The sequence below is a fragment of the Streptomyces sp. NPDC003284 genome, from assembly GCF_053589675.1.
On sequence record NZ_JBSFSI010000015.1, the window covers coordinates 43,816 to 59,939 of the forward strand.

The window sequence follows — 16,124 nt, forward strand, 5'->3', positions numbered from 1 at the left end:
CGGTGCGTGGAGTGGCGCCGGCGGCATCCGGCGGACCGACCGGCCACCGTCGTACCGTACGCCCGCCGGGCGATCGACAATGTGCCCGCCGGGCGGCTGTACCCGCGGCGGGGAGGGGACGGACGACGACCGTACGGGACACGAGCCCAGCAGCCCTGCTCGCCCGGTGTCCGGGAGGTGCGCGATGAGGGGCGGACAGCGGCACACCGAGCCGGTGGACGTCCATCTGATCCTCCGCCGGGAGAGCGCCGCGGGGCCGCAGGTGCTGCTGTCGCGGCGGGCCGGCCAGGTGTACGCCGCGGGTCTGTGGCACCTGGTCTCCGGGCATCTGGACGGTCCTCACGAGGACGTCGTCACGGCCCTGGTGCGGGAGGCACGGGAGGAGAGCGGTGTAGTCATCGACCCGGCCGACGTACGGGCCGCGGTGACCGTGCACCACCGCAGCCCCGGAGGTTCCTCCCGCACCGGCCACTTCTTCGAGGTCCGGCGGTGGCAGGGCAGACCGCGGATCTGCGAGCCGGACGTCTGCGACGCCATGGACTGGGCGCCTCTGGACGCTCTGCCGGACGGGATGGTGGCGTACTGCCGCGCCGGACTGGACGCCTACCGGGCCGGCGCCCGGCTCGCCGTGCACTTCCAGCTGCCCGGCGACGCCATCGCCCACGACCCCGACGCCGACCGTCTCCGCCTGGTGCCGGACGCGAGCCGCCCCGCCCACGTCAGCCGCCAGATCCACCAGAACGACAAGTTCCACGGCCGGGAGGTACGGGCACTGCGGACCTGGGCCCGGTCCCTGGGCGGGGCCGCGCCCCGGCTGGTGGCCACCGACGCGGAACTGCGGGCCGTCGTCGTCACGGCGCTGCCCGGCCGGCACCTGCGGGCAGCGCGTCCTCATCTTGCCCCGGGTGACGAAGAGTTCGTCCGGTACCTGGTCCGACAGGACGGGGTACCTGCGCAGTTGGAGTGGGTGGAGACCCACGGTGCCTTCCGGCTCCGCAACATCCTGCACGACGACGGCGAAGACACCGACGGCTCCGTGGCCGTGATCGATCTGGAGAGGAGCGAGCCGAGCCCGGCGGTGCGCGATCTGGTCCGCCTGTCCGACGCCTGGGCCGACCGGCCGGACCTGCACGCGGCGTTCATGGCGGGGTACGGCAGGCCCCTGACCTCCGCCGAGGAGGACCGGCTGGTCATCGACATGGCTCTCGATGCGGTGCGCGGGATCTCGTTCGGCGTCGTCCACGGCGATCCGGAACTGGCCGAGCGCGGACACCGGACGCTGGCACGTCTGCGCGCGGAGCGGCGCAACTCGTCTGTGAAGGAGCGTTCATGAGCACCGATACGACGTCTGCCGCGCCCGGACGCCCCGACCGGCCGCACAGGCGGAGCACACCGGGCGGGCCGGGCCGGGCGAGCGGGCCGGAAGCCGTCGTTCGTGAGGCGACGCCCGCGGATGCCGAAGGCATCGTCCGGATGCGCTCCGCGTACGTCCTGGCCGAGCCCATGAGCGAGGAGTGGATCCGCCGGTGCGTCTGTGAGCTGGCGCCCCGGCTGGCCGCCACGGGCGACGCACGGGCGTTCGTCGTCGAGGCCCCGGACGGCTCACTGGCCGCCTGCGCCCTGGGCTTGATCCACGCCGTGCTTCCGGCTCCCGACTGTCCCGAGGGGCTGGCGGGACGGGTGCAGGTCGTCGCCACCCGGCCGCGTTTCCGCCGCAGCGGGTACGCCCGAGCGGTGCTGGGCGCACTCCTTGAACGGCTCCGCTCCGAGCACGTCACCCTGTTGGAGGTCCAGGCCGGGGAGGAGACCGCACCGCTGTACCGTGGCCTCGGGTTCGCCGGCAGTGCGACGCTGATGCGGACGACACACCGGGAGGAGCCGGCCCTCGTCGGCGGGCAGGCCACCGGAGGGGGTCCGCGCGGCGGTGGTGACCCCGGCCGGATGCCACTGGAGATCTATGCCGGGACGGTGCTGAAGGCGACCTGTTTCGCCTGCGTGTACTTCACCGACGAGGACGACCGCCCCTTGCAGCTGCACTCCGTCTACTCGCCCGCGCACCCTTGGCAGTTGGTCGGAGGCACCATGGATCCCGGCGAACGCCCCTGGGCGACGGCCGTGCGTGAGTGCCGGGAGGAGACCGCGCTGACGGTCGTCGGCCCGCCGCGTCTGCTGGCGACGGTGTACGGGCTGCCCGGCGCCCAGTGGCCGTACAGCACGCTCGGCCTGGTCTTCGACGGCGGCCGGCTCACCGCCGCGCAGATCCGCTCCCTCACGCTGGATCCGCGTGAGCACGACGAGGCGCGGGTGCTTCCCCTGGCCGGTTGGGAGGCTCTGATGCCGTCCCGGGACTTCGCGCGCCTGACCGCGGTGGCCGGGGCCCGCCGCAGTGGAGTGGCCGCCTACGTCGACGCCTGGGACTGGGAAACCGAGTGAGCGGCCCGGTGGCGGTACCCGAGCCGCCGCGACGCGTCCTGGTCCGGGACGGCGTCCTGGTCCGGGACGGCCCCGTGGGGCTCCGCGGACACCCGCACCCCGCGGCCGGTCCCCCGACCCGGCCGCGGGGTGCGGAAGGGGGCCGCCGCGCTAGCCGAGGGAGATCGGGTCGGTGCCGAAGGTCCACAGGCTGCCGGAGCTCGCGAAGACCTGGATCGCGTCCTGGCCGCTGTCCTCCCCGTAGACGTAGTCGCAGGCGCCGGGGGCGAGCAGGGGGGTGGTGTGGTCCGAGGGGGTGATGTGGCGGTGGCCTTCCGCCGCGTCCTGGATCCAGAAGCGGAAGCTGTTCGCCGAACTCTGGTGGTTGCACAGGGAGGCGGAGACCCACGGCGTGGTGTCCTGCATGTTCGTGCCCGTGATGGTCACGCCGTGGAGGGTGTAGGAGTCGCTGCCGACCGCGGCGGAGGCGGTGGTGGTGCCGACACCGATGACGGTGGCGGCGGCGAGGGCGGTCACGGCGAGGCCGGTGCGGAATTTTCGCATGTCGTCTGGTTCTCTGCCTTCTCTGGTGGCTTCTCTCGTGGTTTCTCTCGTGGCTCTCTCTTGCCTGCTTGCCGGACGGAGGACGGCTCAGCCGTGGCAGCCCTGGCTGTAGTTGTAGGCACCGCCGTCGCCGTAGTTGTAGCCGTTGGTGTAGTCGTGCCAGCCGGATCCCCAATCGCCGTGACAGGCGTTGTAGGTCCAGGTCACCCCGGCCACGAACTGCTCGGTCGGTTGCCCGTAGATGCCGATGGGGACGGACCAGTAGTCCGCGTACGAGGTGTTGTTCGGGTACGGGGTCGTGACCACCACGGACTGGGGGTTGCTGTCGGACTTCCTGCCGTTGCCCACCCAGAGGGTGACGTTCCATCCGGAGTGGTTGGCGAGGAAGGAACTGTCGACGTGGAAGTGCGCCTCGGTGCTGTGGCAGCCGGAGGAGTACATCAGCTCGACGTAGCCGACGTGGCCGTACAGCTCCACGTTGCTCCTGGTGACCGAGGAGTAGGAGCAGTCCGCGGGGGCGGCCGCCGCGGTCGCGGTGGGTACCGCGAGGGCGGCGGCGGTCAGGGCCGCACCGGCCGCGAGGGACTTGAGGACACGGGCTGGGTTCATGGGTGTTCCGACCCTTCGTGGGGGGAGACAGACGTCGGCCGACAGCCGGGTGCGCACTCGCACTCGGCCGCCCGTACGGGACCTCAGTACCATCTGGGACCTGGTCCTCGCAGGGCGGTGCGGGGGAGAGGGCCCGGCAGCAGGTCACGTGATCCCGGAGGCCACATCACGCTGAAGTCCCGCTCCACGGTGACGTTATGGGCGCGGGGCCGCCGTCCGTCCTAGATTCGTCCTAGCGCCAGGTCAGCCGCACGCCCGCCGTCACTTCCGGCGGCGCTGCGACGGTGAGCCTGCCCGGTTGGCCGGGGGCTCCGGGGGCTCCGGGGGCTCCGGGGGCTCCGGGGGCTCTGAAGGCACTCACGGAGTGGTCGGTGTGCGGGCGACTTCGCCGCCCGGCGTCGGCTGGTCACCGAGGCGAGACCGGTCGTGCGTACCGCGCTCACTCGGTCGTGTGCGTGGGGAAGACCTGGACGTCGGTGTAGGCACCCTTGATCTGCCCCGCGCCCGCGGGCCAGTCCAGGGTCACGGTGTGGGTCTCGTTCGGGGGCGTCACCAGGAGGTTGGTCGGGGACGTGAGGCTCTTGCCGGTCGTGTCGATGTCGTAGGCGAGGTCGAAGATCGCGGTGTCACCGGGCTTCAGCGTGGTGATGCGCGGCTCGGCGTGGCCGCGTTCGATGGGGTTCGAGGTGTGGTCGGCGTCCTTGATGTCGACGCCCGCGAAGCCCGACGCCGAGCAGGTGGTCGAACCCCGGTTGACCATGGTGATGTTGATCCTGCCGGAGCTGGCGTCGGGCGCGGCGTTCGTGGCGTCGATGGCCAGGTTCGCCGTCTTGCAGAACGTGATCTTGCCGCTGGTCTGCGCCGCGCCGCCGCCGGTTCCCGCGCCGGCCTTGGTGTTGTCACCGGAGTCCGGCTTCGTGTTGCCGGAGCCGGACTTCCCGTTGCCGGAGCCGGGCTTCGTGCCGCTCGAGGCCTGCGCGTTCCCGGAGTCCGAGCCGCCCTCCGTCTGCGCGCCGCTGTCCGAGGACGAGGAGGACACGTTCGCGGCCGAGGAGTCCTGGGCGGAGGTGTCCTTCCCGGAGCCGTCGCCGCCGCAGGCGGTGAGCGAGAGGGTGGCGGCGACGCTGAGGGCGGCGAGGGCGGCGATGCGGGTGTACTTCACGGTGTTCCCCCAGGAGGAGCGCGGTGCGTTGTGGTCTGGAGTATTTGTATCCCGCAGCGAGTTACAGGCGGTCCACCGCGACGTCCTCGTTCTGTCACAGGCGTATCGGCCGCGCCGCACGGCCCCGCGGGCTCCCCGCACCCACCTCCTCGACGGGCTCCGCGCACACCCTGAGCGGGCCGGAGCACCGCGGCTCCGGCCCGCTCAGGGTGTGTGGCGGCGGCTACTTCCCGGTGGCACAGGGGTCGCAGCAGGAGGGGGCGGGTGCGACGCAGACGCTGACGGTGTCGGTGTTGTTGCCGGTGTCCGGGTCCTTCTCGTTGCCGGTGGCGGTGGCGGTGTTGGTGACCAGGCCGGTCCCGGTGGCCTTGGCCCGCAGTACGAGGGTGGCGGCGGCGCCCACGGCGAGGTCGCCCACCGTCCACTCCCCGGTGTCCGGGTCGTGGTGTCCGGGACCTTCGGCGGACAGGAGGACGAGCCCGTCGGGGAGCTGGTCGGTGACGGTGACGCCGGTGGCGTCGTTCGGTCCCGTGTTGCGGACGGAGACGCGGTAGGTGACCGTCTGGCCGACGGTGACGGTGGTCGCGTCGGCGGCCTTCGTCAGGACCAGGTCGGCGGCCGGTTCGACCTGGGTGATCGCCTCGTCGGAGGTGGCCGTCAGGGTCTCCGGGGTGGTGCCGAGCCGGTTCTCGTAGGTGGCGGTCGCGGTGTTGCTGACCTGTTTGCCCGCGCTGGCCAGGTCGATGGTGACGCGGTACTCGACCGTGGTGCCCGCCGGCAGTGTCTCGGTGCTGGGCAGGCTTCCGCCCTCCGCGGCGGACGCCCCGTTGCCGAGCCGGAACAGGACCCGCTCGCCCTCGGCGTCGTAGGCGGCCTGGTCGTCGCCCTCGGCGTCGGTCTTCGCCCCGGCGTTGGGGCCGTCGACGATCCGCAGCGAGCCCGGCAGATACGTCGTGCCGGGCGGTACGGCGTCCGTCAGGACCAGGTTCTCGGCCGCGCCTCCTCCCACGTTCCTGGCGGTGACGCGGTAGGTGATGACGTCGCCCACCTCCAGCGGTCCCACGGGGATCGCCGTCTTGTCGAGGACCACGGCGGGGGCGGTGCCGAAGAAGATGCCGTCCAGGAAGTTGCCGATGCTCTGGTTGCCCCCGGCCGCGGAGACGGAACGGAAGGCGAAACGTGTGAGTGTCTGGCCCGCCGGGACGGTGTAGGTGCCGGTGTAGTAGCCCCAGGCCGTGTTGCCGTCGGTGAAGCGCCGCTGCTCCACCGTGGCGCCGGGGGCGCCGATGTCCAGGGCCATGGTGTCGTCGCCGAGGCGGCCGCGGTGGTACAGCCGCCAGTACAGTTTCGTCCCCGGGGTGGTCGGCAGGTCCTGGTAGAGCGTGGACACCTGGTTGGCGTTCAGCTCGGCGAACTGGGCGCCGTCGGCCGCCGGCACTCCCTGGAATCCCGAGTGCCACAGCTCGATCCTGTGGTCGGTGGCGGTGGTGAGCCAGCCCGGGACCCGCTTGGCGGCCTGCGTCTGCGACGCGTCCGGCAGGATCTCCACACCGGACACGGTGGGCTGTTCGAAGCTGCCGTTGGCCAGCGCGACCCGGAGCGGAACTGCGGGAGGAGTGGTCATGAGTCTTCCCCTCGGTACGACGCTGCTGGAGGGCACCACCGGACGACCGCACCTCTGCGTGCGCCGGGGTGTCCGGACACCGGGTAGCGCAGCGCATGCACGTGACCGGGGAAAGTGCCGCCGGGACGGGATCGGCCATCCCCGCGGCGACAGGTTTGCCGGCCTGCCCCGGGGCGGTTCCCCGTGCGCCGCCCGGCCGCGACTGCGCCCGGCGCACCACTGGCGCCCCGGTTGCCCGCCCGCCCCCTGGGGACCGCCCCGATGTGGCCGAACACGCCTGCTTCGTCGGCCGCGTTCGGTGCCGCCGAGGGTGAATCCGCCGCGGTGAAGTTGACGGCCCCTGCGGCAGCCGCACGGGCCGGACAGCGACGTCGGCAGCGACGGCGGCCCGGTGGCCGGTCGCCGGGCCGCCGCGGCCGGTCACCTGCCCGTCGCCTGCCCGTCTGCGGGGGCCGGGGCTCGGCTCGCGGTCGCGAAGATGTGCGCGGCGGTCCGCGAGGGGAGTTCGGCGCTCTCCGGACCGCTGCCGACCGCCACGACGCCCGCGGGCGAGGAGGACACATGGACGACCGCGCCGGGCCGCACTCCGGCGTGCCACAGGGTGCGCAGCAGCCGGGGGTCGGTCTGGACCGGCTCGCCGATGCGCCGTACGACCGCGCTCGCGCCGCCGGGGCGGGAGGCCAGCGCGCCGAGGCTGACCTCCCGTCCGCCGGGGAGCGGAGCGGCGGCGGTGCCGGGCGCGCCGAGTTCCTCCAGGCCCGGGATGGGGTTGCCGTAGGGAGATCGCGTCGGGTGGCGCAGCAGCCGCACGAGGTGGCGTTCGACGGCCTCGCTCATCACATGCTCCCAGCGGCACGCCTCGGCGTGGACCTGCTCCCACTCCAGCCCGATCACCTCGACGAGCAGGCATTCGGCGAGCCGGTGCTTGCGCATCACGCGGGTGGCGATGCGCCGGCCCTCCGCCGTCAGTTCCAGGTGGCGGTCACCGGCGAGGCGCAGCAGGCCGTCGCGCTGCATGCGGGCGGCGGTCTGGCTGACGGTGGGGCTGCTCTGGTCCAGGTGCTCGGCGATGCGGGCGCGCAGGGGTACCACGCCCTCTTCCTCCAGCTCCAGGACGGTGCGGAGATACATCTCCGTGGTGTCGATGAGGTGCGACATCGGGTCCGTCAGGCGGGTGTCTCGGCGGTGGCGGTCAGCACGGCGCGGCCGAGTATGTGGCCGGCCATGGTGAAGCCGAGGACGGCCGGGGTGGCGTCGGCCTCGACGCCGATGGACTCGGTGTCGAGGGCGTGCACCACCACGAAGTAGCGGTGCGGGCCGTGTCCGGCCGGCGGGGCGGCGCCGATGAAGCGGGCGGCGCGGGCGTCGTTGGGCAGTTGGAAGGCGCCTGCGGGCAGACCCGAGCCGGTGTCGTCGCCCGCGCCCTCGGGCAGCTCGGTGACGGCGGCGGGGATGTCGGCGACCGCCCAGTGCCAGAACCCGGAGCCGGTGGGGGCGTCGGGGTCGTGGACCGTCACGGCGTAGCTCCTGGTGCCCTCGGGGGCTCCGTGCCAGCTCAGCTGCGGGGAGAGGTCCTTGCCGCCGGGGACACCGAAGAGGCCGGAGTACTGCTCGGGCGGCCAGGGTGCGCCGTCGGAGACGGTGGTGCTGGTGACGGTGAAGGCGGCTGCCTCGGGGAGGCGTGCGAAGGGGTCGTCGGTGTTCAACACGTGGTTCCTCTCGGAAATACGGGGAGGTCGGGGCATGCCCGGGTGTCCGGGACATGCGGGGATCGCGGCGGTCCGGATCACGATCACCGGATCATCCGGATGGTCCGGTGATCCGGATGGTCCGGAGTTCCCCGCCTGCCGATCGACAGTACCACGGAAAATCGATTATCTGCTGGATCGTCTATGCTGAAGGCATGAATCAAGCAGCAGACACCTCGGCCCCGCCGGGGAAGCGGATGCTCTCCGAGCAGGTCTACGCGCACCTGCGGGACGCGATCCTGCGCGGCGACCACGCTCCGGGCGACGCCCTCAAACCGCAGGACATCGCCAGGGAACAGGGCGTGAGTCTGGCCGTCGTGCGCGAGGCGCTGGTACGGGTGGTCGGTGAGGGCCTGGCCGACCGGCTGCCCAACCGCGGCTTCGCCGTCCCGGCCTTCTCCGACCGCCGCTGGCAGGAGATCGCGGAGGCCCGCCGGACCGTCGAGCCGGTCATGCTGCGTATGTCCGTCGAGCGCGGCGACGTCGACTGGGAGGCGCGCGTACGGGCCGCCCACCACCGCCTCGCCCGCACCCCGGCGTTCGCGGCGGAGGAGGGCGAGTACTACACCGCCGCCTGGGCCGAGGCCCACCGGGTCTTCCACCGCACTCTGCTGGAGGGGTGCGGCAACCCCGTCCTCATGGAGACCTTCGACCGGCTGTGGACCGCGAGCGAACTCGCCCGCCGCTGGTCCGCCCGGCGCGATCCGCACCGGGACGGCGCCGACGAGCACCGGCGACTGGAGGAGGCGGCGCTCGCCCGCGACGCCGACACCGCCGCCGCGGTGCTGGTCCGGCATCTCACCCTGACCGCGGCCGCGTTGACCGGGGAGACCGGTCCCGCCCCGGAGAACGGAGGACGCCGGGCGGCAGGCGGATCCGGCGGCGGGCGGGGGCGGTGACAGGCGGGGCGGGTGGCAGGCCGCCGTCTTGTCGTAGTCGAATTCCACCGGGGCGACGGCCGAACGCGTCGGAAAACGACGCAACGGCTCAGGTTCCCGGCACAGGTCGTGCGATCGGCGGAGCGTTGCTCCTGACCTGATCGGCACGGCAACGGGAGAATCCATGGACACCGATGTGCTCATCGTCGGCGCAGGACCGACCGGATTGACACTGGCCAACGAGCTGCTGCTGGCGGGGGTTTCGACCGTGGTCGCCGACAGGCTGCCGCAGCGCAGCGATCTGTCCAGGGCGGGCGGCGTGCAGCCGCGCACTCTGGAGGCGCTCGACCAGCGCGGGCTGCTGGAGCCGCTGCTCGCCACCGGAGAACACCCCGTCGGCAACGGTCACTTCGCCGGTATCCCCCTCCCGCTCGGATCCGACGAGCACCCGCTGCCGTGGCGGTCCGTGCCGCAGGTGGTGATCGAGGGCTTCTTCGAGGAGCACCTCGCCGCGCACGGCCTGCGCGCCCGGCGGAACCACGAGCTGGCCGGGCTCGCCCAGGACGGCGACGGAGTCACCGCGGCCTTCGCCGACGGCACCGTGCTGCGCTGCCGCTACCTCGTCGCCGCCGACGGGGCCCACAGCACCGTACGGTCCCTGCTGGGAGCCGCGTTCCCCGGCCAGGCCGGTACGTCGACGGTCGTGGCCGCCGATGCGCGGCTGGATGGCGCCGACGCGGTCCTGTCGCACACCTGGAACGAGGACGGGCACTGGGCGGCGCTGTTCCCGCTCGGCACCGATCCGCAGGGCAGGCCGCTGCGCCGCCTGGTCCTCGGCGGGCCGGACCACTCACTGCCGAGGGAGGTCCCGGTCACCGAGGAGGAGGTGCGGCGCGGCCTGGACACCGTGTTCGGGACACGGGTGCGTCTGCTCGGACTGCGCTACGCCCGCCGTATCACCAACGCGTCGCGGCAGGTCGCGGAGTACCGGCACGGACGGGTGTTCCTGGCGGGCGACGCCGCCCATGTCCATCTGCCGCTCGGCGCGCAGGGCATGAACACCGGGATGCAGGACGCCTTCAACCTGGGCTGGAAGCTCGGCGCCGCCGTGCAGGGCTGGGCACCGAAGGATCTGCTCGACACGTATCACGCGGAACGGCATCCGGCCGGGGCCGCCGTCCTGCGCAACGTCCGGGCGCAGAGCCTGCTGATGGATTGGGCCGGTACCCGCGACCCCGAGGTGCTGGCCGCCCGGGAGATCTTCACGGACCTGACCGGGCTTCCGGAGGTCCGGCACCGGCTCGCCGGTCTGATGTCCGGCATGGCCGTCCGCTACCCGATGCCGGGCACCGAGGACCACCCGCTCGTCGGCCGTCCCGCTCCGGACCTGGACCTCGGCCCGGCCCGGGTGCACGAACTGCTGCGGTCCGGGCACGGCGTCCTGCTGGACCCGGCCGACGCGTTCGCCCGGACCGCCGCGCCCTGGTCGGACCGGGTGGACCGGGTGGGTCAGGGCGTCGCCGCCGAGCCGATGCTCGTCCGGCCGGACGGTTACGTCTGCTGGGCCGGAGCGGGCGATCCGGTACCGGCGCTCGGCCGCTGGTTCGGCGAGCCCCGCTGAGCCGGGCGGGCGGCGGAGATCCGGGACCGGGACGCGTCGTCGAGCCCACCGTGCCCGGACCTCAGCCGGACCGGGCACGATGGTGGGTGGTGCGTGGCGGGTGGTGCGTGGCGCGTGACGTGGTCCGCGTACCTACACACCGCCGCGCCAGGCGCCCGTCGCGGTGCCGCCACGGTCCTCGATGAACCCCTTGAACCGCTTCAGGTCGCCCGTGGCCTGCCGCTTGACGAACCCGAGCTTGTCGCCGATCGTCTCGGCCAGGCCCTCGGGGTCGTAGTCGAGTTGCAGCATGACCTTGGTGGTGCCGTCGTCGAGACGGTGGAAGGTGACGACGCCGGCCTGCTTCGCGTCGCCGCCTATGGACGTCCAGGCGATGCGTTCGTCTGGGATCTGCTCGGTGATCTCGGCGTCGAACTCGCGCTCCCTCCCACCGATCTTCGTCTTCCAGTGGGTGAGGGTGTCCGTGCGCTGCTCGATGCGCTCGACACCGTCCATGAACTGCGGGAAGTCCTCGAACTGCGTCCACTGGTCGTAGACGTCGCGGACAGGGACATTGACCTCGATGGACTCTTCGACGTGTGACACGTGTCTTCCTCTCCTCTCATCGGCCGAGGGGAACGAGCCTCTGCTCCTCCACAGAGTTCCTTGCCCGCCGGTCCTCATGCCTGGCGTTTTCCCGCTTCGGCGCCCGAGGGGAGTGGATCAGCCGATGTTCCAGGTCAGGCTGCCGCCGTTGTGGGCCGCGACGGCGAACATCACGATCATGAGCACGATGTCGGCCACGCCGAGGCCGATGTCCCACTTGGCCATCGTGGAGCCGGTCTGCTTCAGCGCGACGGCACCGAAGACGATCGCCAGCGGGCCGAGGATGATCGGGAGGAAGAACAGGCCGACTATGCCGCAGACCAGCCCCGCGATCGCCAGCCCGCTCGTCCGGCTCGGCTTCCGCGCGCTCGTTCGATGGCTGTAGGACGACATTGTTATCTCCCAGTCTGTGGCGGTTGGTTTCCTTTACTCCTTCGGTACCTTTCTGGTTGCCCGTACCGGCCGGGTCATGCCTGTGCGCGGCGAGGTCAACTTCGCCGCGTGTCCCAGAAGTTGGCCTGGGGCGGCGATGAGCTGGAGCTTCGGGGGCGGAGAGGGCAGCAGGTACGCGTTCAGCAGGTGATGGTGCCCCTGCGCAGGGCGTGGCCGTCGTCGTCGGAGTCGTCGGCCCAGTAGACCGGCTTGGTGCCGGACACGCACTCGTCGGCGCCGGCCGGCGCGAACCCTTCGTTGTTGTAGTCGGGCATGCCGCTGGGGCGGTTGTAGACGGCGGTGGTGGCGAAGGCGCCGGAGGCGTTGACGCTCATGGTGCGGTGCTGGCCGTGGCAGGTGTCGTCGCAGACGACCCACAGGCGCTTGGCCTGCGGCTCCCACTGGAGTTCCATGACGCCGCTCATGCCGCTGCTGACGGAGGCGACGCGTCGGTAGGCGCCGGAGTCCTGGAGGACGTAGCCGTGGACCATGCCGGTGCCCTCGACGCCGACGAAGAACACACCGCCGCTGTGCGCGCCGTAGCGGGAGGGGTCGTACGCCGTGCCGGTCGAGGCGTCCTTGAACCCGGCGCCGGTGAGGTAGGTGTCCGGCACCCAAGTGACGCCTTCGAAGCCCGCGTTGGAGCCGACGGCGGGGAGGTCGGAGGTGAGGTTCCACTCCCTGGCGGCGGTCAGCTCGGAGCCCGTGCCGCTCACGTCGTACTTGAGCACGGACAGCCTGCTGGTCCCGGAGGCGTCGCCGTCGCGCTCGGTGGCGACGAACACTCCCCCGGCGGATCCGGAGCCGGTGAGGGTGACGCTCTCGCTGTCGGGGCGGCCCGAACCGCCGGGGAAGCGCAGGGACTTGCCGGACGACCAGCCGGCGGACGTGTCGGGCTTCCAGCCGCCGGAGCCGTCCCGGACCAGGCGCCACAGCCTTCCGCTGTTCTGGGCGCCCCAGAGCACGCCGCCCTCCTGGTAGAGGCCGCTGAGGTCCTCGCCGAAGACGTTCGCGGCGTCCGCGGTCTTCACCGTGCTGCCGCCCGGCCAGGCCACGGGCGTGGTGCCACCGCCGTCGCCTCCGCAGTCGTTGGGCGCGCCCAGGGTGAGGGCGGCCGCCTTGAAGGGGCCGGTGCCGTCGGGGCAGCGCGACCAGGAGGGGGCGGAGTGCTTGCTCCAGGAGAAGCTGTCGACCAGGGTCTTGCCGTCCGCCAGGTACAGCCGGGCCTTGTCGTTGGAGCCGAGGCCGAACTGGGCGTGCACGTCGAAGGCGCGGAAGGCCCCTGCCGCCAGCTTGGTCCCGGAAGGGATCGCGTACCGGGAGTCGTTGTCGTCGTCCTTGAGGATCCAGCCCGAGACGTCGACCGCCGCGGTGCCCCGGTTGTACAGCTCGATCGAGTCGTCGACGTCGCCGGTGGTCACCACCTCGTTGATGCGGATGTCGTCGGCCGGGGCCGCGTGCGCCGGGGCGGTCAGGGTGCCGCAGGCCAGCAGCGGGCCCGCCACGAGGAGGAGGGCGAGAACTCGGCGCCGTCGGCGGGCGATCGATGCAGTCACGGAGTCCGTCCTGAGTGCGTCGGGGGGGGCAGGGCGCCATGAGGTTTGCGGCGCCGGCCGAACGGGACTGCTCTACCCAGGTGACCGGTGGGTAAACGATCGCCGAAGTGTTGCGGCGGGCAGGCAGGGTGGGCGCCGGTCTCGGGCAACTGGCTTTTTGCCGGGGGTGGTTGACCCTGGCGTGCCGCCTCGCCGTTCCTACCGGGTACGGCCGGGGAGCGGTGGTGTACGGGGCCGCAGGCGTTCTCCCTGGGGGCCGAACATGATCAGGTACTCGACCGGTCCGCCGGTCCCGGCGTTCGCGACTCCGTGGGCGGTGCGGGTGTCGAACTCGGCGATGTCCCCCGCGCCCAGCACGAGATCCTGGTCGCCGAGGGCCAGCCACAGGCGCCCGTAGAGGACGCACAGCCATTCGTAGCCGTCGTGGGAGACCTGCCGGGGCCGGGTGGGCGGTGTGCCGGGCGCGGGCAGGACGTGTTTGTGGGCGTGCAGGCCGCCCACGTAGCGGGTCAGCGGCAGTACGGCCTTGTCGTCACCGGGGCGCGGCGGCGGCGCCGGGGTGCGTGGGTCGGTCGCCGGGGCGCGTGGGCCGGTCGTCGTGGCAGGGGCGGTCTCGGGTGCGGTGCCGGTCAGTTCGTCCAGGGAGGCGTCGTACGCCTTCGCCAGTCGCAGCAGCACCTCCAGGGTCGGCTTGCGCCGGCCGGTCTCGATCCGCGACAGCGTGCTCGGCGCGATACCGGTCGCCCGGCCGACGCCGGTGAGTGTGGCGCCGCACCGCTCGCGGGCGGTCCGCAGCCGGGGGCCCAGGGCCGCCAGTGCGTCGGCTGTGCCGTCGTCCGTCATCTCGTCCCACGCGCCTTCCGGTCGTACCGTCTCCACCGTCATCTCACCACCGCTCTGTCCTGCCAGTTTGCCAGACTGGCAACGGTCGCTCGCGCCGGACGGCCGCGGCGCCGCATGATCGTCGGGTGACCGCGCACACCGTGAACCGAGGAGAAGCGATGCACCAGCCGACACCGTCCGCCGGGCCGCGCCACCGCACCGTCGAGGGGCCCGCCGGCCGTCTGCACCTGGTCGAGCAGGGCAGCGGACCGCTGGTCCTGCTCCTCCACGGCTTCCCCGAGAGCTGGTACTCCTGGCGCCACCAGCTTCCGGCCCTCGCGGCGGCGGGATACCGCGCGGTCGCCCCGGATGTGCGCGGTTACGGCCGCTCCTCCAAGCCGGTCGCGACGGACGCGTACCGGATGCTCGATCTGGTCGAGGACAACGTCGCCCTGGTGCGTGCGCTGGGCGAGGAGCAGGCGGTGGTCGTCGGGCACGACTGGGGTTCCGGGATCGCGGCGGCCTCCGCCCTGGTCCACCCCGGGGTGTTCCGCGCGGTCGGGCTGCTGAGCGTCCCCTACACACCGCCCGGCGGGCCGCGCCCCTCCGACGTCTTCGCGCGGATGGGCGGCGACGAGGAGTTCTACGTGTCGTACTTCCAGGAGCCCGGCCGGGCCGAGGCGGAGATCGAGCCCGACGTCCGGGGCTGGCTCGCGGGCTTCTACGCCGCGCTGTCCGCCGACACCATGCCCGCGCCGGGCGAGCCCGACCCGCACTTCGTGACGCGCGACGGCGGCCGGCTGCGCGACCGCTTCCCCGGCGGGAAGCTGCCCGCCTGGCTGTCCGAGGACGAACTCGACGTGTACGCGGGCGAGTTCGAGCGTACGGGACTGACCGGGGCGCTCAACCGCTACCGCAACATGGACCGCGACTGGGAGGACCTGGCCCCCTACGAAGGTGCCCCGATCCAGCAGCCCTCGCTGTTCGTCGGCGGCAACCTGGACGCCTCCACGACCTGGATGGCCGACGCCATCGACGCCTATCCGGTCACCCTCCCGAACCTGGCCGCCGCCCACCTCCTCGACGGCTGCGGGCACTGGATCCAGCAGGAACGTCCCGAGGAGGTCAACCGCCTGCTGACCACCTGGCTCGCCTCCCTTCCGGGCTGAACCCTCGGCGCCCGGTGACCGGGGCCCCGGCGGGGGCCCCGGCAGCGGCCCCGCGGGCGGGTCACAGGCGCCGCCAGCGGGCGTGGCACCACGAGAAGGCGCCGAACCCGGCCAGCCCGAGGGCGACCAGGGCGAGCACCCACGGTCCGGCGGGGAGGTCCCGGAACGCGCGCAGGGTGTCGTCCATCCCCTTGGCCTCTCCGGGCTGTCGGCGGACGGCCGCCACGAGGGCGAACACCCCGGCGGAGGCGAAGACGACGCCGCGGGCGGTCCCGCCCGCGACACCGAGGAGATCGGTGCACCGGCGGGCGCGGCGGGACATGTCCTCAGTGCGCAGACGCCGCCGGAACGTCTTCCGCGCGGCCCGGACCGACATCCACAGACCGGCGATCACCACGGCGGTCCCCGCGGCGCCCACGATCCACCGGCCGGCCGGCCAGGACAGCGCCGTGGCGGTCACGTCGTCCGTCTGCCGGTCGGAGGATCCGCTGCCGCTCCCCCGGTCCCCGGCCGCGTAGGAGAGCACGGAGAAGGAGACGAAGACGTAGAAGGCGCAGCGGGCCGCCGCCATGGCCCGCCGGGACGGCTTCGCGCCGTCCGGGCCGGGACCGCCGACCGCCGCCTCCGACAGGCGCCACAGCGCCATCCCGGCGAGCGCGGTGCCGACGATCCACAGCGTGACCGATCCGAAGGGGCTGTCGGCCAGTTCGCCGAGGGCGCCCCCGCGATCGGCCTGCCGCCCGCCGCCGCCGCGGTCGAAGGCGATCTCCAGCGCGATCACACCCACGAGTACGTAGATCAGCCCGCGGGCCGCGAACCCCGCCCGTGCCGCGCCGGCCACCGCCCTGCTGCGGGCGGCGCGGCGGGCCTTCCCCTGTCCGTACGACATCACTGACCCTGCGTCCATGGATCCCCGATGCCCGCGGATCCGTCTTCGACACC

Annotated in this window: 16 protein-coding genes; 5 read left to right on the forward strand and 11 right to left on the reverse strand. The window is 72.7% G+C overall.

Features of this window, described 5'->3' with window-relative positions:
• The first annotated feature begins 184 nt into the window (after positions 1-184).
• On the forward strand, positions 185-1,333 hold the full coding sequence (locus ACWDYF_RS27230; protein ID WP_389468012.1) for an NUDIX domain-containing protein: 1,149 nt from the start codon (positions 185-187) through the stop codon (positions 1,331-1,333).
• A 140-nt stretch (positions 1,334-1,473) separates the two neighbouring features.
• Positions 1,474-2,433, forward strand: a complete 960-nt coding sequence (locus tag ACWDYF_RS27235) for a GNAT family N-acetyltransferase (RefSeq protein WP_451584306.1) — start codon at positions 1,474-1,476, stop codon at positions 2,431-2,433.
• Between the two features lie 150 nt (positions 2,434-2,583).
• Here ACWDYF_RS27235 and ACWDYF_RS27240 read toward each other — a convergent pair whose 3' ends face one another.
• The 6 genes from ACWDYF_RS27240 to ACWDYF_RS27265 all read right to left on the reverse strand — a co-directional run bounded on the left by ACWDYF_RS27240 (position 2,584) and on the right by ACWDYF_RS27265 (position 8,077).
• Positions 2,584-2,976: a hypothetical protein gene (locus ACWDYF_RS27240; protein WP_018567324.1), complete on the reverse strand. Its 393-nt coding sequence runs from the start codon at positions 2,974-2,976 to the stop codon at positions 2,584-2,586.
• Between the two features lie 87 nt (positions 2,977-3,063).
• Positions 3,064-3,585 carry a hypothetical protein gene (locus tag ACWDYF_RS27245; RefSeq protein WP_389468018.1) on the reverse strand — a complete coding sequence of 174 codons (522 nt, stop codon included), beginning with the start codon at positions 3,583-3,585 and terminating at the stop codon, positions 3,064-3,066.
• Between the two features lie 439 nt (positions 3,586-4,024).
• Positions 4,025-4,747, reverse strand: a complete 723-nt coding sequence (locus ACWDYF_RS27250; RefSeq protein WP_389468021.1) for a DUF4232 domain-containing protein — start codon at positions 4,745-4,747, stop codon at positions 4,025-4,027.
• 223 nt (positions 4,748-4,970) lie between these two features.
• Positions 4,971-6,371 carry a DUF7507 domain-containing protein gene (locus ACWDYF_RS27255; RefSeq protein ID WP_389468024.1) on the reverse strand — a complete coding sequence of 467 codons (1,401 nt, stop codon included), beginning with the start codon at positions 6,369-6,371 and terminating at the stop codon, positions 4,971-4,973.
• A gap of 420 nt (positions 6,372-6,791) precedes the next feature.
• Positions 6,792-7,529 (reverse strand): metal-dependent transcriptional regulator, encoded by a 738-nt coding sequence (locus ACWDYF_RS27260; RefSeq protein ID WP_381736545.1) that lies wholly within the window; start codon positions 7,527-7,529, stop codon positions 6,792-6,794.
• Positions 7,530-7,537: 8 nt separating this feature from the next.
• Complete coding sequence (locus ACWDYF_RS27265) at positions 7,538-8,077, reverse strand: YbhB/YbcL family Raf kinase inhibitor-like protein (RefSeq protein ID WP_389468028.1); 540 nt, start codon at positions 8,075-8,077, stop codon at positions 7,538-7,540.
• Positions 8,078-8,274: 197 nt separating this feature from the next.
• On the opposite strand from ACWDYF_RS27265, the gene ACWDYF_RS27270 reads away from it, so the two are divergent.
• The gene (locus tag ACWDYF_RS27270) at positions 8,275-9,018 is read left to right on the forward strand and encodes a GntR family transcriptional regulator (RefSeq protein ID WP_381736543.1); all 744 of its coding nucleotides are present in this window, start codon (positions 8,275-8,277) and stop codon (positions 9,016-9,018) included.
• Between the two features lie 163 nt (positions 9,019-9,181).
• Entirely contained in the window at positions 9,182-10,618 is a 1,437-nt protein-coding gene (locus ACWDYF_RS27275) for an FAD-dependent monooxygenase (RefSeq protein ID WP_389468031.1), read from the forward strand.
• 132 nt (positions 10,619-10,750) lie between these two features.
• On the opposite strand, the gene ACWDYF_RS27280 is transcribed toward ACWDYF_RS27275, so the two are convergent.
• The 4 genes from ACWDYF_RS27280 to ACWDYF_RS27295 form a co-directional block, all read right to left on the reverse strand.
• On the reverse strand, positions 10,751-11,203 hold the full coding sequence (locus ACWDYF_RS27280; RefSeq protein ID WP_018567315.1) for an SRPBCC family protein: 453 nt from the start codon (positions 11,201-11,203) through the stop codon (positions 10,751-10,753).
• A gap of 117 nt (positions 11,204-11,320) precedes the next feature.
• A complete protein-coding gene (locus ACWDYF_RS27285) occupies positions 11,321-11,596 on the reverse strand; it encodes a DUF4190 domain-containing protein (RefSeq protein WP_018567314.1) in 276 nt (91 codons plus the stop codon).
• 179 nt (positions 11,597-11,775) lie between these two features.
• Positions 11,776-13,191: a lamin tail domain-containing protein gene (locus ACWDYF_RS27290; protein ID WP_389468036.1), complete on the reverse strand. Its 1,416-nt coding sequence runs from the start codon at positions 13,189-13,191 to the stop codon at positions 11,776-11,778.
• Positions 13,192-13,389: 198 nt separating this feature from the next.
• Positions 13,390-14,034: a helix-turn-helix domain-containing protein gene (locus ACWDYF_RS27295; protein ID WP_389468366.1), complete on the reverse strand. Its 645-nt coding sequence runs from the start codon at positions 14,032-14,034 to the stop codon at positions 13,390-13,392.
• 158 nt (positions 14,035-14,192) lie between these two features.
• On the opposite strand from ACWDYF_RS27295, the gene ACWDYF_RS27300 reads away from it, so the two are divergent.
• Positions 14,193-15,182 (forward strand): alpha/beta fold hydrolase, encoded by a 990-nt coding sequence (locus tag ACWDYF_RS27300; protein ID WP_389468039.1) that lies wholly within the window; start codon positions 14,193-14,195, stop codon positions 15,180-15,182.
• 61 nt (positions 15,183-15,243) lie between these two features.
• Here the strand turns inward: ACWDYF_RS27300 and ACWDYF_RS27305 are convergent, their stop codons facing one another.
• The gene (locus ACWDYF_RS27305) at positions 15,244-16,089 is read right to left on the reverse strand and encodes a DUF1206 domain-containing protein (protein ID WP_381736539.1); all 846 of its coding nucleotides are present in this window, start codon (positions 16,087-16,089) and stop codon (positions 15,244-15,246) included.
• Between the last annotated feature and the right edge of the window lie 35 nt (positions 16,090-16,124).